A 16,420-nucleotide genomic window follows, 5' to 3' on the forward strand; every position below is an offset into this window, starting at 1 on the left:
AAATTGGTCTCGCATGCGCAATGATCTGTATCTTGACGATCGGTTTTATTTACAACAAATTGCCACGCATAGGCGATGTGACTTGGACTTTTGAGCCGCTGACAGGGAGACCTGCAGATGACGCTTCAAAGTCCCCAAGCGATCGATGGTGACATATTCTCATCGATCAAGGAGCTTTCCGGAAAGCTCGTCGAACGGTGGCGACGCAGAGACCGAATTTCTCAGCGTAGCCTCGGAAAATCTGTCGGCCGCACTGAACGCTGGATCCGCGAACTCGAGGGCGGGGCCGGCACGGCCTCGCTTGAGGACCATATCCGTTGCGCGCATGCGCTACGGATGACGGCGTCTCACCTGTTTATTTTCCTCTTCGCAGTGGAGCACAAGATGGCGATACCTGACGAACTTCTTCTCCAGGACGACCTGTGGGATCTGGAACGCGACATTCTTGACGTCGTGAGCCGTCATCAGGCAACGGCTGTCGCACGACTCGCTTCAAGGGGCGGGGCTGCTGCCATACGGCCGGCTTGATGAACGGCGCAGTCCGGCATGTCTCCCGAACCCGTCCTGGCCGAAAGGGCCTATCTGCTCCTCAAGGCCGATATCATGGCCGGGCGGTTCGCGTCCGGTGCTATCCTCAACGAGAGAGCGCTGGCCGCCGAATATGGCGTATCGGTCTCACCCCTGCGCGACGCGGCGCAGCGTCTCGTCGGCGAGCATATGCTAGAGATTGCTTTTGGCGGTGGCTATCGTTTGCCGACGATAACAACCGATGCCTTGCGCGATCTCTACCGCTGGCATGGTCACCTGGTACGCCTGGTACTCAAGGCAAACCGTCTGGACATTGACTTCGACGCAAAACCCTATGTCGGGATGCAAGTCGAAGGGCAGGCAGTAGCGATGGCGGCAACGAACCTGTTTCAGGCGATCGCACAGGCTTCCGGCGATCATGAACATAGAAGGGCGCTTCGATCGGCGACGGAGCGACTCCACATCGCCCGTCTCGGGGAAGTTCGGGTATTGCGCAACCTTGCGGACGAACTCCAGGCGGTCGGGATCGCGACCATTTCCGGTCGAGGTCCCGACCGTTTTGAGGTTCTTTGGGCCTACCACCGACGACGAATCCGTCGCGTGGGCAGGATATGGGAAGCAATCTCTTTATAACCACGATCAATAAAATCAGATATTTATATGGTACCATCACCGTCAACAATGGCCTGCTCGAGGGGCAGTACCAGTTAATCTCGCGTATGCGACCTTATAAGATCGCTGATCAGGCGTCTCCTGATTTACCTTCCAGGAGCTGCAACTTCGCAGCAAGTCCAAGAAGGAGGTAAGTATGGAACGCGACAACCATTCGGACATCGACCTGATCGATCTCGGCCCGGCGATCGAGCAGACCAAGGGCAACAACGGCGTGAGCATTGATCAAGCGCAGCAGAAGCTGCAGTCCGGTCTCTCCGACGACTGAGCAACTATGGCGCGCAAGCGGTGCTTGCGCGCCAAACAATTAGAGAATTGCTCATGGCGTATATTCTTCGATCGGGTGTTTCCTACGCCTGGGTCGGTTCAGTCCCACTGATCCTGGATCTGGATCATAATCGCTATTTCAAGCTGTCACCTCGTGGGAGCGCTGCTCTTTTGCGGTTGGAACAGGGGCAGATGGCTATACCGGGCGACGCCGAAATATTGCTCGAATCCGGTCTTGTTTGTGAAGGAGGATGCGCTTCCACCATAGCGCCAACGGGAAATATGCCGGTTATCACTGCATCCTATTTTGATGAGCAAAGGCGGGCTTCCTTGAGGCATGTCATGGTTGCTGTCATCGACCAGCTATGGGCTTTTGCCGTAATACGCCGGGCGGGGTGATCGTGTCCCACTTGATGGTGTAGCTTCGCCGGCGTAGCCTAGGCGATCTCCGGCTAAGCCGGGTTGATCATGCTGCCATGGCAGGCAACGTGATGATGGCATTATCGCTTAATCCCGAGACGCTCTCAAGTGTCATGTAGCGGGAGCGCTGGACCGCCCATTCATCATTCTGCTCCAGCAGGATCGCGCCCACGAGACGGGTGATAGCCTCTTCGTTGGGAAAGATGCCGACGACATCGGTGCGTCGCTTGATCTCGCCATTGAGCCGCTCGATCGGGTTGTTGCTGTGCAGCTTTGTGCGATGTTGCGCTGGGAAGGTCATATAGGCCAGCACATCTTCCTCCGCGCTGTCCATCAGAGCAGCGAGTTTTGGCACGGTGGGGCGTAGCTGATCGGCAACGCTGCGCCACTGGACTTTGGCGGTTTCCGGGGTGTTCTGGGCGAAGGCGGTGGCAATGAACGCCGACACGACCCGGCGGCCGCTTTTGCCCGCATGGGCCAGGGCGTTGCGCATAAAATGGACGCGGCAGCGTTGCCAGGTTGCGCTGAACACCTTGGCGACGGATGCTTTGATGCCCTCGTGGGCATCGGAGATGACCAGCTTCACGCCGCGCAAGCCGCGGCGGGCAAGGCTGCGCAGAAAGTCGGTCCAGAAGACCTCCGCTTCGGAATGGCCGATCGCCATACCGAGGACTTCGCGCCGGCCGTCACTGTTGACGCCGACGGCGATGATGACGGCGACCGAGACGATGCGGCCGGCCCGCCGGACCTTTATGTAGGTCGCGTCCATCCAGAGGTAGGGCCAGTCGCCTTCGATCGGGCGATCGAGGAAGGCCTTCACACGGACATCGATCTCCTCGCACAGCCGGCTGACCTGACTCTTCGAAATGCCGCTCATTCCCATGGCTTTGACCAGATCGTCCACCGACCGGGTCGATATGCCCTGAATATAGGCTTCCTGAATGACGGCGGTCAGTGCCTTCTCCGCCAGGCGGCGCGGTTCGAGAAAACCGGGGAAATACGTGCCTTTGCGCAGCTTGGGGATCCGCAGCTCGACGGTGCCGGCGCGTGTCTCCCAATCCCGGTCGCGATAGCCGTTACGCTGTGCGAGACGCTCGGCATCCTTCTCGCCATAGGCAGCGCCTGTCAGGCCGCTCACTTCCAGTTCCATCAGCCGCTGCGCGGCAAAGCCGATCATGTCGCGCAGAAAATCGCCGTCCGCACTCTTCCCAACCAGGGCGTGCAGGTCCATCTTGTCAGCGGTCATCGGTAGTCTCCGTGAGTTGAGTGTTGCAACCCAAACTTACCGAAGTTCGCCGATGACCACCCGCGAAACTGACCGGCCGCTACAGCGCTTTATCGGTGAGCGCGCGTCCGGTCAGCTTCGCTACCGGCGGAAGCTACACCACTTAACGTAATCGCCACACTCGACCTCCGCTTTGTTGCGGTAGGATGTCATTGCCGCTTCGGCGCTCGGCCGGAGTCGAACGTGGAGGACGTTATGGGAGTTTTTGCAGCACTGGATGTGTCACAGGAGGAGACGGCGATTTGCCTGGTTGGGGCGGAAGGTGAGATTCTCGCGGAGGCGAAGGTGCCGACCTGCCCTGACGCGATAGCCGACTGGCTAGCGAAGCGCGCCGCGGATGTCGAACGGGTGGGAATGGAGACAGGTCCCCTTGCCGTCTGGCTCTGGAACGCGCTGACGAAGCGGCGTGTCCCGATCATTTGCCTGGATGCGCGTCACGCTAATGCGGTCCTCAAAATGATGCCAAATAAAACCGACAGACATGATGCTCGCGGCTTGGCTCAGATTGTCCGCACAGGTTGGTTCAAGGCTGCCCGGATAAAGAGTCATGAGGCCTATGTTAACCGGGCGATGCTGACAGCGCGCGATACGCTGGTTGGCATGCGTGTGAAGCTTGAAAATGAGATCAGAGGGTTGCTGAAAACGTTTGGCGTGATGTTCGGAAAACGGGTTGGGGGCTTCAAACGCCGTGCGACGGAGATCATCACAGGCGAGCTGGCAGTCGCACCGGAGCTCATACCTATCTTTGAAGCGTTGATGCACGCCCGGAGTGAAATTCTAGCCCGTATTGCCGCTCTCGATGGCAAAATCCGGGCGGTAGCCAAACAGCATGGTACGGTACGTCTTTTGATGACAGCGCCGGGAGTCGGACCGATCACCGCGATGGCGGTAACTGCAGCATTCGACGACGCCGAACGCTTCAACCGATCTTCCAGCGCGGGCGCTTATCTCGGTCTGACGCCAAGGCGCTACGAATCTGGCGAAATCAGCCGGAACGGGCGCATCTCGAAAAGCGGTGACAGGTTCGCTCGAAAATGCCTGTACGAAGCAGCAAATGCGATCTTGTCTCGAAAGCTTGGCGGCCCTCGCCTGCGTGAGTGGGCACAGGCGATCGCAGGCCGAACCGGGCCTCGCAAAGCGAAAGTCGCCCTGGCCAGGAAGCTGGCGGTAACATTGCACGCAATGTGGCGTACCAACACGACCTTCCGGGAGGCGGCCATGGCCTGATCCAAATCCGAAGCAATACGCTGAACTCAAGCGCGACAGAACGCGTCCCGCTGGGACGCTTAGCGAGGGTGAGATCGTTCCCGCGAGTGCGGCACGGACCGCGCACACCACTTAGATTCACCCTACTTTGAACGCTAACCTCTCTTATTCACGACGCTCGGTTTCGGGCCCGCTCTGGGCATTTGCTGCGGCTGGCTGTATTGCGCGGACGACCGGCATCGCTGGCGTTTGTTTCACCGCATTCGGATTGATGGGCTTTTCGGGTTGAAGGGCTGGGCTCGGAGTTCTGCGGCGCTGCCGCATGGGCTACGTCGGCGCAGGCTTCAGCCGGAGAACGAGGGCGCGGAACAGGTCGGCATCCGGACAGGCGGAAGCGAAGGCAATGCGGATGCGGCTAGCACTTTCTACGACGCGCGCAGCGACCTTGAGCAGCCGCAGGCGCAAGGTGGTAAACTCCGCGCTTGCCAGAGCAGCGGTCCTGGGCATCGCCTGCTGGATGCGCCATAGCAGCCAGTATGCGGCAGTGTGCAGTATCAGGCGCATCTGATTGGCATTGGCCGAGCGGCACGAGGTTCGGTCGCTGGCGAGCTGGGACTTGTGGCGCTTGATCAGGTTCTCGGCCTGACCACGCGCGCAGTAGAGCGTGTCGTAGATGTGCTCGGCCGATCCTGTTGCCAACGAGGTGACGACATAGCGGATGTCCATGCCCAGCGTGCTGGCCTCGATCCGTGCAACGACGCGACGCTGGCACTTCCAGGTCTTTGCCCCATAGCGGGTCTCGGCATAGTTGCGCAGGACGGGACACTGACGCTGGGCGCGCTTGACCGCGCAGGCATCGGCGACCGCAACAATGGCGGGATCGGCGCGCAGCGCTGAATTGGTGGGCAGGCCGAACACGTAATCGACGCGGGCCGCATCGCAGTAGGCCATGACCTCGGGTCGACCATAGTGCCCGTCGCCGCGGATAGTGATGTGGGTATCGGGCCAATTACGGCGCAGGTGACGCACCAGGCGTCGGATGTGCCCCGCCGCCTCCTTTCCAGAAGGCGTCTTGCCTGTGCGCAGCAGCATGGCCACCGGCCTGCCGGTCGCGGTGTCGTAGATATGGATCGGTAGGAAGCAGCGCTCCCCATGATGCCCGTTCCAGAACGAGAGCTGTTGATAGCCATGCACGACGTCGCACGTGTCGTCGATATCCAGCGTGACCGCTGTCGGAGGGGCGGGATAGCTGGCGCAGTAGATGTCGATCATCGCGGCCATCATGCTGGCCAGTTCGCGCGTAGTCGGTGCATTTTCCCACCGGCTCATCGTCGGTTGGCTGGCCAGCCCCGCGCCCGATTCCGGCAGCTTGCCGAGCGCCAGGCGGAAGCCTGGATCGTCGCGCAGAGCATCGAGATCATCGGCATCCTCATAGCCGCACGCAATCGCGAACACACGGGCACGCAGAATGTCATCCAGGCGATGGATCACCCGCGCTGGATCGCGCGGATCGGCAATACAAGCCGCCAGGCGCTGGCAAATCCCCATCGCGCGCTCGGCCTGTGCAAGCAGTAGAACACCGCCATCCGAGGTAAGCCGGCCACCGTCGAACGCAGCTGTGATTTTCTTGCGGCCGACTGCTGGGAATCCAAATGAGCTTGCGATATCATCGTTCATGGCGGGTGTGGCCCGTGGCATTTTCTGCCCTGCGGCAGGTTCGGCTTAGACACCCAGTTCCTAATTCAGATCAGAGGCTTACGCCACTCCCGCCAACCCTTCAGGACACTTTTGGTGAATAAGGCGGGCTAACATGCGGCGTCCAGCGCGACGACCGCGGAGAGAACCCTGGAGCCCAGCGCGCGTGACGAACCGCAAAGAGGTCAGCTGTTGACAGTGGCGATTAGAGAACCTCCCGGGACACAACCGGGCGGGGTTGGCTGCGGCAGTCGCAAAGTTGCAACGACGGATTCAACTAAGTCGTGGGCAAGAATGCTCCAGTAATATTAGCAGTTTGGTTGGATCCTACCGGCTCATCGATCTGCTTCTCTCGGCCGAAAACCGTTGTCTGGTGCGGTCATTCGCACTTGCCAGATCCCTGACCAGATATGGTGTGCCATTCAATCTCGTAATCGGCGTCCGTACGGGCCCATTCGGCGCGCATTGCTGGGTTCAAAAGGGCGAAAGCAGCGTCAGCGACCATCGCGACAAGGCGCGTGAATATGTGCCGGTGCTGATCCTGTGAAGCGCGCCCGCTATCTGGCCTTGTCGGGCCCGGACAATTTATGCCATGTGCGAGCGGCTGAACTGACAGCCTCCACCGGATTGAGTCCGGCGGTAATCCGCCCAAATTTCCTGTTTTTTTCCGATCAGCCGGTGGCAATTGTTACCCGGCCGCCGAGAACGGCTGTCCTGCTGGGGTGGCTCTATCGCCGAGATAGCACAAATAGACCAGTCGATCTCCTCGATCCTGTAGACGCCGACGACGTATTTACCAAGGATGGAGCCGTTCTCCTCGAAAAATATTGGGGCTCATATGTTACGATTCTTTACGATGAGGATCGTGACGAAGCCACTGTATTCCGTGACCCGTCAGGTGGGATGCCATGTTATTATATGAAATCATCGGGCATGACGACATTCGGTTCCGATATGGGGCTGTTTTGCCAAGCAGGTCTTCTCGACTATGTCACAGACGACGAACAGTTGGGCCAGCATCTGTATTTCACAAATCTGAGAACGAGTCGGACATGCATTGCTGAATTGAATGAAATTCCGGCTGGATTTCAGTTGAGCATTCAGCAAGGGAAGAGCAGGCTGGCGCAAAGGTGGCAGCCTTGGGCCTATGCAGGTCGACAGGCGTATTATGACGATCCGGGAGAGGCGATATCGGATCTGCGAGCGACGCTTTTCTCCGCTATAGGTGCATGGGCCTCACGGTTTCAGAATCTGGTTGTCGGACTATCTGGCGGGCTCGACTCATCGATTGTAGCGGCTGTCGCTGTTCACGCAGGAGCGAAGGTCACAGGCCTGACGCTCGTAACTGATGAGAGTGCCGGCGATGAGCGTTACTACGCTCGTGAAATCGCAAATTTCCTCGATATTCCCCTTGAGGAGATGTTTTTTAACACCGATGATACCGATCTCGAAATGAGCCATGCCGCTCATTTGCCTCGGCCGTTGGCGAGGTCCTTTGCCCAGTCAGGAGATCAGGCCTATTGTGCTGTCGCCAGCGCGGTAGGTGCCGAAGCGTTTTTCAATGGATCCGGTGGCGACAACGTCTTTTGTTTTCAGCAATCGGTTCTCCCGATAGCGGATCGTCTTCTCTTTGAAGGAGTTGGGCGAGGGACATTGATGACCGCCGCAGAAATCGCTGACATGGCAGAAACCAGCATCATACGCTGTGTAGCCTTAGCGTCACGCCGCGCGTGGTTGCGCAATCCGCAATATCGCTGGAAACCAAAGGCAGATTTACTGAATCGGGATTTTGTAAACCGGTCGGGCGTGCAATTTGCGCATCCGTGGCTGGATGTACCGGTCGGTGAATTGCCGGGCAAGGCAGCGCATATTGCCTATCTCATCCAGATACAAAACCATCTTGAGGGCTTCAGGAGGGAAACTGTACTGCCAATGATCAATCCCCTCATGTCGCAGCCCATCATCGAGACGTGTCTTCGCATTCCTTCCTGGTTCTTTTGCATGGAAGGCGAAAACAGATCAATTGTCCGAAAGGCGTTCAAATCCCGCCTACCTGACTCGATCCTCCACCGGAGAACGAAAGGTGGCCCTGACGGTTTCCTGCAACGACTGGTTGAACGCAATCGGAGCAAAATCAGAGATATGCTTCTCGGGGGACATCTCGCAGCGGTCAAACTCATCGATCGCTCATCGGTTGAGGCAGCGATCGAGTTGGAAGGAGACGGGAATAATCACATGCATTTCCGAATCCTCGAACTGGTCGATGTTGAAGCATGGGTCGCGGCTGTGAAGGCGCAATGAAGATTTTCTATGGCACTTTGTCCTTCCGCGACGCCAGGGAGTCCCATCGTTCATAGGGCGAACTCTTCTGGATTGATGCGTCTTCTTCCCGTTCCAGCCAGAATTTGAACCAGTGAATGTTCCTGGCATAGATGGCTAAACGATGCGCGGGGCCGTTTTTGATATGATTTTCATTTGGGAAAACATATAGTTCCGTTGGTCGATTATAAGCTTTCAGAATCCCGTAGCTCTCCATCGCCATCAGATATTCGTTGTCTGAGACCTGCATGAGGATTGGTAGATTGATTTTGTCGATGTTGCGTTCAATGGACGTATTCAACCAGAATTCTGTCTGATCTTCGTTCAAGGGCGGGTAGCCCATAGCGACAAGCTGCTTTGCCCAGGCCGACCCACCGTAAATTTGTGTCGATTTAGGTTCCTGGAACCCCGTCGAGATGGACGCCGCCGCGAACAGACCAGGGGAATTCACCAATGCAAATTGCACCGTCGATACGCCATCGCTCAGGCCGGTAATGCCTATACGTTTCGTGTCGATGTTCCCCCGAGAGACAACCAACTCAATCCCCTTTATCAAGGCAGATTGGACGCTGCGTCGGTCATTCCAGTTGCGTTGGTTCAACACTTGAGCTTCCAGCGCAGTGCGTACCGAACCATCCTTGACCGTCGTGTAGTAGTCAGCCGGCCTTTGTAGGCTGAGAACGGCAAAGCCCTGCTCGGCAAACGGAAAAATCGGATACTCATCGCCCACACCGCCACGCAGGAAGCCCCTGGTGAGATACTGCACGACGATCAGCGGCATTTTACCGTTGCGAGGGCGATTGCGGGGCAGAACCAGGTCGCCAAAGGATTCTATACCGACATCATTGGTCCAGTGCAGTCGTTCGACGCTTCCTTTCCTCAACTTATGGAAGGATGGATTGGGATCGAACAGCGTCGTCAAGACACCAGTATCTGTGTTGATTTGAACGATCCGCCTCGGCTGGCTGGACGCTTCGTGAAGGCAAATAAGCGTGGTGGATGCCAACTGGCAGCCGGTGATGAGATCATGCGTTTTCAGTATGATGGCTGGGGCAGATCGCGTGTCCCAACTGTAGAGTTGCAACTCGCTGTTTCCCCAGCCGGCCCGCCGAAGAAAGAGGAGCCTCTGTCCATTCCCGGTCCACCACATCTTGAGGATGCCGCCCGCACAGACTGGATCATCGCATCGGCGCCTTTGCCCATCGCCATATTGCAACCAAAGGTCGATGGGTGACGTGAGACTTGCTGGTTCCCGCTGCACGAGTTGGGCTGTGACGTTTCCTCCTCCCGCCACGGATTGGATGAGGCCATTTGATGGGCGATCAGGCGCAGCGTCCGTATGTGTGGCAAGCTCTTCGCTGCTCGCTGGGCGAATATCGGTGCCACTGGCCGTAGAAGAATGAAATTCGGTCGGAACGGGCGCTCGAATGGATGGGCGCGCCTCTCGATTGGGTATGAAGCTGTCATCATAGCGAAAACCATCTCTGCCTCGCCGGTCGATCTCAACTTCAAGCCGCGCAGCTTCAGGCTCATTCCCAAATAGCAGCTTCCCGCCCGCCGTCCATGCAACCTGGCGAACCGCTGTTTGGGAAGTCGTTGTAAATAGGACGGTTGCTCTCTCAACCGATATGACACGGGCTTGAGGGATACCCTCAATCGATACCAAATAGGCGAGATAGCGGCCATCTGGTGACCAGTGCGGACTGTTGACGATCGGTGATCCGTTGATCATCCGCAAGCCACGAATGGTCGGTGCGCCGATAATTAGCCCATTGCTCATGTCGACAATCTGGGCTGGGGCATGGCTTTCAGCATCGATTGTTACGAGCGCCTGGCAATAGTCATTCAACACCGGATCCGCCCGGCTGATGACAAAGGCGAGATGCTTGCCATCGGGCGACAGCGCCAAGGGACTTTCGGGCAGATCAGTGCCGAAGTTCGGCCCGATATCGCGCAAACCGATCAGATCGGTCGTCGTGACACCGCGCTTGTCAGCATGCCCGTTTGCGCCATCATCAAGGAGATTGCGGCAAGCCGGCGAAGTTTCAGGGGTGGCTGCCTCTGCATGAGAAGCAGCCGCGATTACGCCGGCGCATGCCGCCAGCAGGGCAACAGATCTCATGTCCGTTCACCAGGACTTCGAAATCGAAAAGCTGATGTAACGACCCCAAGGCGAGTAATTGGCCGAATCGTAAGGCGTCTGGCTGACCGAGGTTGTCGAAATGAGGGCGGGCTTGTCGTTGAAGACATTCTGTGCGGACAGCGAGATATCCATCCCTCGGAAAATCGGCGATTCACTGTCTATCTTCAGCCGGGAGGTCAGATCGAACGTGGTCATCGAACCGACGTCATATGTAACCGTCGCGCGTCGATCTTTCACTCCACCGACATAATTCACGACGGGGGTAAGCCTGAAAGGCCCATTCTCCCACGTGAAGCCAGCGACGCCTCGAAGATGAGGTGGGAAGAACAGGCTACCGGCCAGTTCGGTTTCCGGCTGCAAGGCGCTGAGGCGTTGTTGGCTTTCGATATAGCTGCCGTTCGCCCAAAGAGAGATTTCCCCCATCTGGTCGAATTCCATCCGATGACTTAGGCTCACATCTACGCCACTGATACGCTGTCGCGCCGCGTTGGCATACTGGCTGTAAATGATCGCCCCCACCTTCGAGGGGTCCCAAGGGCCGCTCGAATTGTTGAAGAACAAGACTCCGTCGAGTGCTGCATTGATCTCGTCGGTGGTTGGATTGATGCTCACGAGGTCAGCATAAATCGGATTGCTGAGCGCCTGGGTGATATATGTGACTGGTGTCACGATCCGATCACGATAGCGGATCGAATAATATGTCACCTCGATCTTTGAGTTCGGTGAGAATGCGGGTTGGAAAATTGCGGAGGCGGTCCAATTCTTGGATCGTTCGGGTTTTAAGTCTGGATTGCCACCGCCGCTATACAGGCCAACCGTTCCAGAGGGATATGCTGATCCTCCGAATATCTCGATATCATAAATGTCGGCAGCTTGAACGCTGTGGAGTTGATATAGCGTGGGTGCCTTGAAGGATTTGCCCCACGAAAATTTGAACGTCAGGCCGTAGCCAGTCGCGAGCACGGCGCCGAGCTTGGGCGTCGCCACATCTCCTATCCCCGGATAATCCTCATAGCGAACCGCGCCACTGAGAATGAGTGATTGGACAAGCGCGCCGCCGTCTTCCGATCGGACAATAGGGGCATTGATCTCCAGGAACCCGTAGCGATTGTCCTGGCTCGCTTCAATGCTTTGCCCATTGTCGACAAGCCGATTATAGGAGTGCAGATAGTTCTTTCGATAGCCGCCACCGACCGCCGCCTTGACAGGGCCTGCGCCGAAGTCGAACAACGTGCCCCTCGCAATGCCTTCCAAGCTGAAAGCCTTATTGCAGTAGCAGAGTTCCGTACTCGAAAGAGCACCGTTCCAATAGTTGTCGGATTTTGCCAAAGTGCGATCCTCAGCGTAAACGCCTGAGAACGTGATCTTCCAGTCCGAATTTGCTTCAAATTCGATATTGGGCGCCACGCTAATCGTTCTGGTGTTTGTCGTCCTGCGCAGTCCTTGAACTCGGTAGTCTCCCGTGTTCGATGATGCAAATGCCCGATCGGTTTTCCGCTCGCCATACAGGCCATCAATGCTGAACGTCAGGCCGGGGGCGATATCCTGATGTCCGCTCAGAAGGACATTGTGGCGATCAAAGCCTGGATAGAGAGTGAGACTCGGAGAGCGGGTTGCAGCATAGTCGCGCTGGCGTGCAAGAATGGGCGTCGAGTGGGCATAATCATAGGCGAGGATGAAGCCGCCGGAATTCCATGTCGTGCCGCCCGTAACACTATAATTCTGCTGTACGTTTCCGCCATCGGTGGAGGCGCCCCAATAGGCGCGCGTTGTCAGGCCGCTATAGTCCTTTCGCAAAATGATGTTCGCCACACCGGCGATGGCATCAGAGCCGTACAAGGCGGATGCTCCATCTGTTACGATCTCCATTCTCTCTACGGTAGCGAGAGGAATGGCCGAAATGTCGATCGACTGAACGGCAGTGTTGAAGGCGAGGCGGTGGCCGTTGAGCAGCGTGATGGTTGCATCGGAACCCAAGCCCCGAAGATTGATCGAACTGGCCCCGCCGAGGTTGCTGCCGACGCTCTCAGGGACATTTTGCCCGATACCCGGATTTTGCCCCGCGCCTGAAGCTACCGGTAAAGATCGGATAAACTCTGCAAGGCTATTATAGCCGTTGTCCAGCATCCGTTCGCGATTCACGACCTGCATGGGTGAAGGAGAAGAAGCACCGGCGATCAGCGAGCCGGTAACAATGATCTCCTCTCCAGTCATGCCTTGACCTGCTTCTTGATTGACGTTTGAAAATCGCTGCCGAATTAGAATCGTCCCATCGCGTTCCACTGCGATCAGACGGGTGCCCCTGAGTATCGTTTCGACCGCTTCAAGCGCGGTGTAGGTTCCGCTGAGAGGCGGAGCTTGCCGTCCCCTGACCGCCTCCGGGGAAAAAATGATCTCGCGGCCGCTCGAACGACCGATTGTGCGTAGCGCGGCGTCAAGGTCCTGCCGTTCGAGGTTCCATTCCAGCCTTTGTCCCGGTGCAGCCAGCAAGGGTGTCGGCATCCCTATTAGCGCAAGCGCGAACACCGAACTGACCGCCCAACGTCCAAACTCTTTCATCATTGCCCCCAACTTTAATCCGGTCTCGTTCGAGACCCGTTCGATTGGAGACAGCGACGAGCATAGAGAGCCAACTATGAGGGCGGACGACAATTTTCTTTCGGAGGGGTGGGGCAGCGACGGGCAAGGGCAATGGCGTTGGGCTCGCTAATGACCGCTAGCCCCAACACGTCTCCCAGATTGCGCGCCAGGCGGGGGCTGTCGTTTATCCGAAAATTTCCGGAGATCCGAACATCGCCTATATCGGGTGTTTCGCTGACCAGGGGGATATCGGCATAGCGGTTGGCCTCCGCGAACAAATCTCCCAAGCGAACATTCCTATATTCCTTCAGTCCATCAGGCCATTCCCTATCATCGGTCTCTGCCTTGACGATCTCGGGGGCAAGGGGTGTCGGGGCATTCGGCAATTCGACCTGCTGGCCGGGGGTAAGTCGAATCGCCCGGTGTGCACGCTCCGGTCCGGAGACGTCAGTCGCGATGTCGACGGCGCCTCTTACCAGCCGAACGACAACCCCGTTGTCGGGCAGGAGATTGACGTCGAAGATCGTACCACGCGCTGTCACTGTTCCACGTCCGGCATGAACCGTAAAAGGGCGTTCCTCATGAGCGACGGTGAACCGGGCCCGACCACGCAACAAGCGAAGATGTCGTTGCTGGACGTCGAAATCCACCAAAACGAGGCTATTGGTGTCGAGCGCGACGACAGAGCCGTCTTCGAGCCGAAACGACCGGATTTCACCGATTGCTGTGGTAAGTTTCTGGCCCGACCGATCAGATGCCCCAGGCGGCGAGTCCATGGCTAGCGATGGGTGCTTCACGTCCTCGCGCGGCGAACCTGCAGCCAAGTGTGCTACAAGGGCAACGGCACCGAGCATCGCCACAATAAGCACCGCACGCTTCTTTGCTGGTCGTCGTGGCTCGCTCTGACGGATATCATCGCTGGAATCTTTGCCAGAAACGAGGGCGTCGTCCTCTGGCTGATACTTCAGACGCTTTCCGATGCTGTAGGCTTCGGCAATCCGGTTATAGGCGGCACGATGAAGCGCGCCTCGTGCCAGCCATGCTTCGAATTCCTTGCGTCTGATCTCCGTTTCCTCCGGGTTGCGCATGATCGCGAACCAATCGGCGGCTTCTTCCCTGAGCTGTCCATGCCGCCGTGGCGGATCGCTGTCTTCCATCATTCCTGTTCCAGTGCTGCGTCGATATGGGCGAGCGCTCGGGCTACATGGTACTGCACAGTTGGTATGGAAATCCCCATGCTTTCCGCGATCTCCCGGTAGGTCAGCTCTTCCACCCGGTGAGCTAGGAATATCTCTCGCGTCCGTTGAGGTAGCTCGTCAAGGGCGCGCCTGTAAATCCGCATCACGTCTTCGGCCTCGATGCGTGCGGCCTGGTCCGGCGCGACGGCCACTTCGAAGTCTTCGCCGATCGGCACATGAAACGCCAAGAGTCGGGTCTCGAGGCGCTTGTACCGATCCAGAAGAAGATTTCGCGCGATACGCTGGAGATACGCTGCCGGTCGTGGAAGACTTGTCCTGGCCATGCAACCGACCAGGCGGACAAAGGATTCCTGTACGAGATCGCCGGCGTCATCCCGCGAGCGCAGGCGACTCTGGAAATATCGCTGCAGCCGCGGCGCTTCGATTTCATAGATATGTCGCACGTCGGCGATCTCCGAACTTGCGTTTTCCTGAGCGACATCGTCTCTCAGGCCTTCTGGCGGTTTGACATTTTCAGACGACATGAAATCACGGTTCCTCACGACGTGGCAGCGCCGTCCTCGCAAGTGCAAGGGAGAAGCGATGTGAGGTGAGCCGAGTTGTCGCCCAACGACGCAACCGGCGCTCGACCCGTATGTCGAGCTTCGAGATACCTGACAGGAAAATCCTGCGGGCGGCTGCCAGATTCCAGCCCGCATTGGTACTATGCCGTGAGAGCAGGACTCAATCAAGCTCCCGGTATTTTTGTCCTGTCAGTACGTTCCATCTCTAGCTCGGATCTTCGGCCCGGCGCGGGAAAATGTCTGGCGTCACCAGCGAGATCCAGTCCTACGCGGACATGAAATTTATCCTGCACCACCGGTCGGTTCCGGAACGAGTGAATAGCTCGTACTGCGACCACCGGCGGAGTCTTTCGCGAGGATACCGCGTCGGAGCAAATCGTTGATGTCGCGCAGGGCCGTGTCCGACGAGGCTTTCGTCATGGTCGCCCATTTGGCATTGGTGAGTTTGCCTTCAAAGCCGTCCAGTAGCCGGTTGATGAGCTTGCGTTGACGGTCGTTCAGCGGCTGCCCCTGAACCGCTTCCCAGAACCGGGCTTTGCGCATCACATTGGCGAGAATGAGCTCAGCACCTTGAAAAGCGCGGTCGAGGCAGTCAATGAACCACAACAGCCAGGGCGTGATGTCCAGACTGCCCTTTTGTGTCGCTTCCAGCATGTCGTAATAAACTTTACGTTCAATGCGGATTTGTGCGGACATGCTGTAGAAACGTTGTGGCGTTCCCTCCGCACGCGCCAAGGCAAGGTCGGCGATGGCGCGTGCGATGCGCCCGTTTCCATCATCGAAAGGATGGATGGTGACAAACCACAGATGTGCGATCCCGGCTTTCAGGACAGGATCGGGCGTAGCTGTTTCGAACCAGTGGAGGAAGCGCGTCATTTCCGTGTCGAGCCGCGCTGTTATGGGAGCCTCATAATGGACGCGCTCGCGGCCGATAGGGCCCGAGACCACCTGCATTGCGCCACCTTCGGCGGTGCGCCAGGATCCGACGGTGATGCGGCTCATGCCGCTGCGCCCCGTTGGGAACAGCGCCGCGTGCCAGTCGAACAGCCGTTCCGCAGTCAGCGACTGCGTATAGTTTTGAGTAGCATCGAGCATCATTTCCACGACGCCTTCGACGCTTCGATCGGCCTCGACCAAGCCGCTAATGTCCATGCCCAGGCGGCGGGCGATGGATGAACGCACCTGCTCCCTGTCCAACATCTCACCCTCGATCTCGCTGGATTTAAGTACATCTTCGGTCAAGGTTTGCAGCACGGCTTCCGCGCGTAGCGGGAAGCCGAGTGCTTCCATGTGGCCGATCAACCGTCCTTGACGATGGCGCACGGCAGCGAGTGGCTGGGCAAGCGTCTCGGCGCTCCAGCGCAAATCCGGCCAGCCTGGCAGTTCGTGGATATATGTCATAATCACCGTGCCTTTGGCGGTGATTATAGAAGGCATTCACTGCAAAGAGCAAGGATATTTGCCGCATAGTGTGCGGTGAATATGGCCATTAATCGCCGCATTCTCCAAGATAGGAACAAAGGTCTGCCGGTGGGTGAATAGC

At 57.6% G+C, this 16,420-nt stretch carries 14 protein-coding genes; 7 read left to right on the top strand and 7 right to left on the bottom strand.

Annotation, left to right across the window (positions count from 1 at the left end; all coding sequences use genetic code 11):
* Positions 1-117: 117 nt before the first annotated feature.
* The 4 genes from CEQ44_RS00985 (at position 118) to CEQ44_RS23835 (ending at position 1,866) form a co-directional block, all read left to right on the top strand.
* Positions 118-528 (top strand): helix-turn-helix domain-containing protein, encoded by a 411-nt coding sequence (locus tag CEQ44_RS00985; protein WP_088182657.1) that lies wholly within the window; start codon positions 118-120, stop codon positions 526-528.
* Between the two features lie 18 nt (positions 529-546).
* Positions 547-1,161, top strand: coding sequence for a GntR family transcriptional regulator (locus CEQ44_RS00990; RefSeq protein ID WP_088182656.1), 615 nt, complete (start codon positions 547-549; stop codon positions 1,159-1,161).
* 175 nt (positions 1,162-1,336) lie between these two features.
* A complete protein-coding gene (locus CEQ44_RS23830) occupies positions 1,337-1,468 on the top strand; it encodes a benenodin family lasso peptide (protein WP_140419278.1) in 132 nt (43 codons plus the stop codon).
* Positions 1,469-1,521: 53 nt separating this feature from the next.
* Positions 1,522-1,866, top strand: coding sequence for a hypothetical protein (locus CEQ44_RS23835; protein WP_140419277.1), 345 nt, complete (start codon positions 1,522-1,524; stop codon positions 1,864-1,866).
* Positions 1,867-1,933: 67 nt separating this feature from the next.
* Here the strand turns inward: CEQ44_RS23835 and CEQ44_RS00995 are convergent, their stop codons facing one another.
* Positions 1,934-3,133, bottom strand: a complete 1,200-nt coding sequence (locus CEQ44_RS00995) for an IS256 family transposase (protein ID WP_088182655.1) — start codon at positions 3,131-3,133, stop codon at positions 1,934-1,936.
* A 222-nt stretch (positions 3,134-3,355) separates the two neighbouring features.
* Here CEQ44_RS00995 and CEQ44_RS01000 point away from each other — a divergent pair, with 222 nt between their 5' ends.
* Positions 3,356-4,399 (top strand): IS110 family transposase, encoded by a 1,044-nt coding sequence (locus CEQ44_RS01000; RefSeq protein WP_256960009.1) that lies wholly within the window; start codon positions 3,356-3,358, stop codon positions 4,397-4,399.
* Between the two features lie 306 nt (positions 4,400-4,705).
* Here the strand turns inward: CEQ44_RS01000 and CEQ44_RS01005 are convergent, their stop codons facing one another.
* The gene (locus CEQ44_RS01005) at positions 4,706-6,055 is read right to left on the bottom strand and encodes an IS1380-like element ISSp1 family transposase (protein ID WP_013039775.1); all 1,350 of its coding nucleotides are present in this window, start codon (positions 6,053-6,055) and stop codon (positions 4,706-4,708) included.
* 256 nt (positions 6,056-6,311) lie between these two features.
* On the opposite strand from CEQ44_RS01005, the gene CEQ44_RS01010 reads away from it, so the two are divergent.
* A complete protein-coding gene (locus CEQ44_RS01010) occupies positions 6,312-6,620 on the top strand; it encodes a lasso peptide biosynthesis B2 protein (protein WP_088184970.1) in 309 nt (102 codons plus the stop codon).
* Positions 6,617-8,374: an asparagine synthetase B family protein gene (locus CEQ44_RS01015; RefSeq protein WP_140419364.1), complete on the top strand. Its 1,758-nt coding sequence runs from the start codon at positions 6,617-6,619 to the stop codon at positions 8,372-8,374. Before CEQ44_RS01010 ends, CEQ44_RS01015 begins: the two co-directional genes overlap by 4 nt.
* Positions 8,375-8,381: 7 nt before the next feature.
* Here the strand turns inward: CEQ44_RS01015 and CEQ44_RS01020 are convergent, their stop codons facing one another.
* The 5 genes from CEQ44_RS01020 to CEQ44_RS01040 all read right to left on the bottom strand — a co-directional run bounded on the left by CEQ44_RS01020 (position 8,382) and on the right by CEQ44_RS01040 (position 16,278).
* Positions 8,382-10,514, bottom strand: a complete 2,133-nt coding sequence (locus CEQ44_RS01020; protein WP_088184968.1) for an Atxe2 family lasso peptide isopeptidase — start codon at positions 10,512-10,514, stop codon at positions 8,382-8,384.
* 6 nt (positions 10,515-10,520) lie between these two features.
* Complete coding sequence (locus tag CEQ44_RS01025) at positions 10,521-13,097, bottom strand: TonB-dependent receptor (protein ID WP_088184967.1); 2,577 nt, start codon at positions 13,095-13,097, stop codon at positions 10,521-10,523.
* A 71-nt stretch (positions 13,098-13,168) separates the two neighbouring features.
* Positions 13,169-14,275 (bottom strand): FecR domain-containing protein, encoded by a 1,107-nt coding sequence (locus tag CEQ44_RS01030; protein WP_088184966.1) that lies wholly within the window; start codon positions 14,273-14,275, stop codon positions 13,169-13,171.
* Positions 14,272-14,856 carry an RNA polymerase sigma factor gene (locus CEQ44_RS01035; RefSeq protein ID WP_254913750.1) on the bottom strand — a complete coding sequence of 195 codons (585 nt, stop codon included), beginning with the start codon at positions 14,854-14,856 and terminating at the stop codon, positions 14,272-14,274. The genes CEQ44_RS01030 and CEQ44_RS01035 overlap by 4 nt, the downstream gene beginning before the upstream one ends.
* A gap of 303 nt (positions 14,857-15,159) precedes the next feature.
* The gene (locus tag CEQ44_RS01040) at positions 15,160-16,278 is read right to left on the bottom strand and encodes a Fic family protein (RefSeq protein ID WP_088184980.1); all 1,119 of its coding nucleotides are present in this window, start codon (positions 16,276-16,278) and stop codon (positions 15,160-15,162) included.
* Positions 16,279-16,420 lie beyond the last annotated feature (142 nt).

The sequence above is a fragment of the Sphingobium sp. Z007 genome (genome assembly GCF_900013425.1).
Lineage (GTDB): Bacteria > Pseudomonadota > Alphaproteobacteria > Sphingomonadales > Sphingomonadaceae > Sphingobium.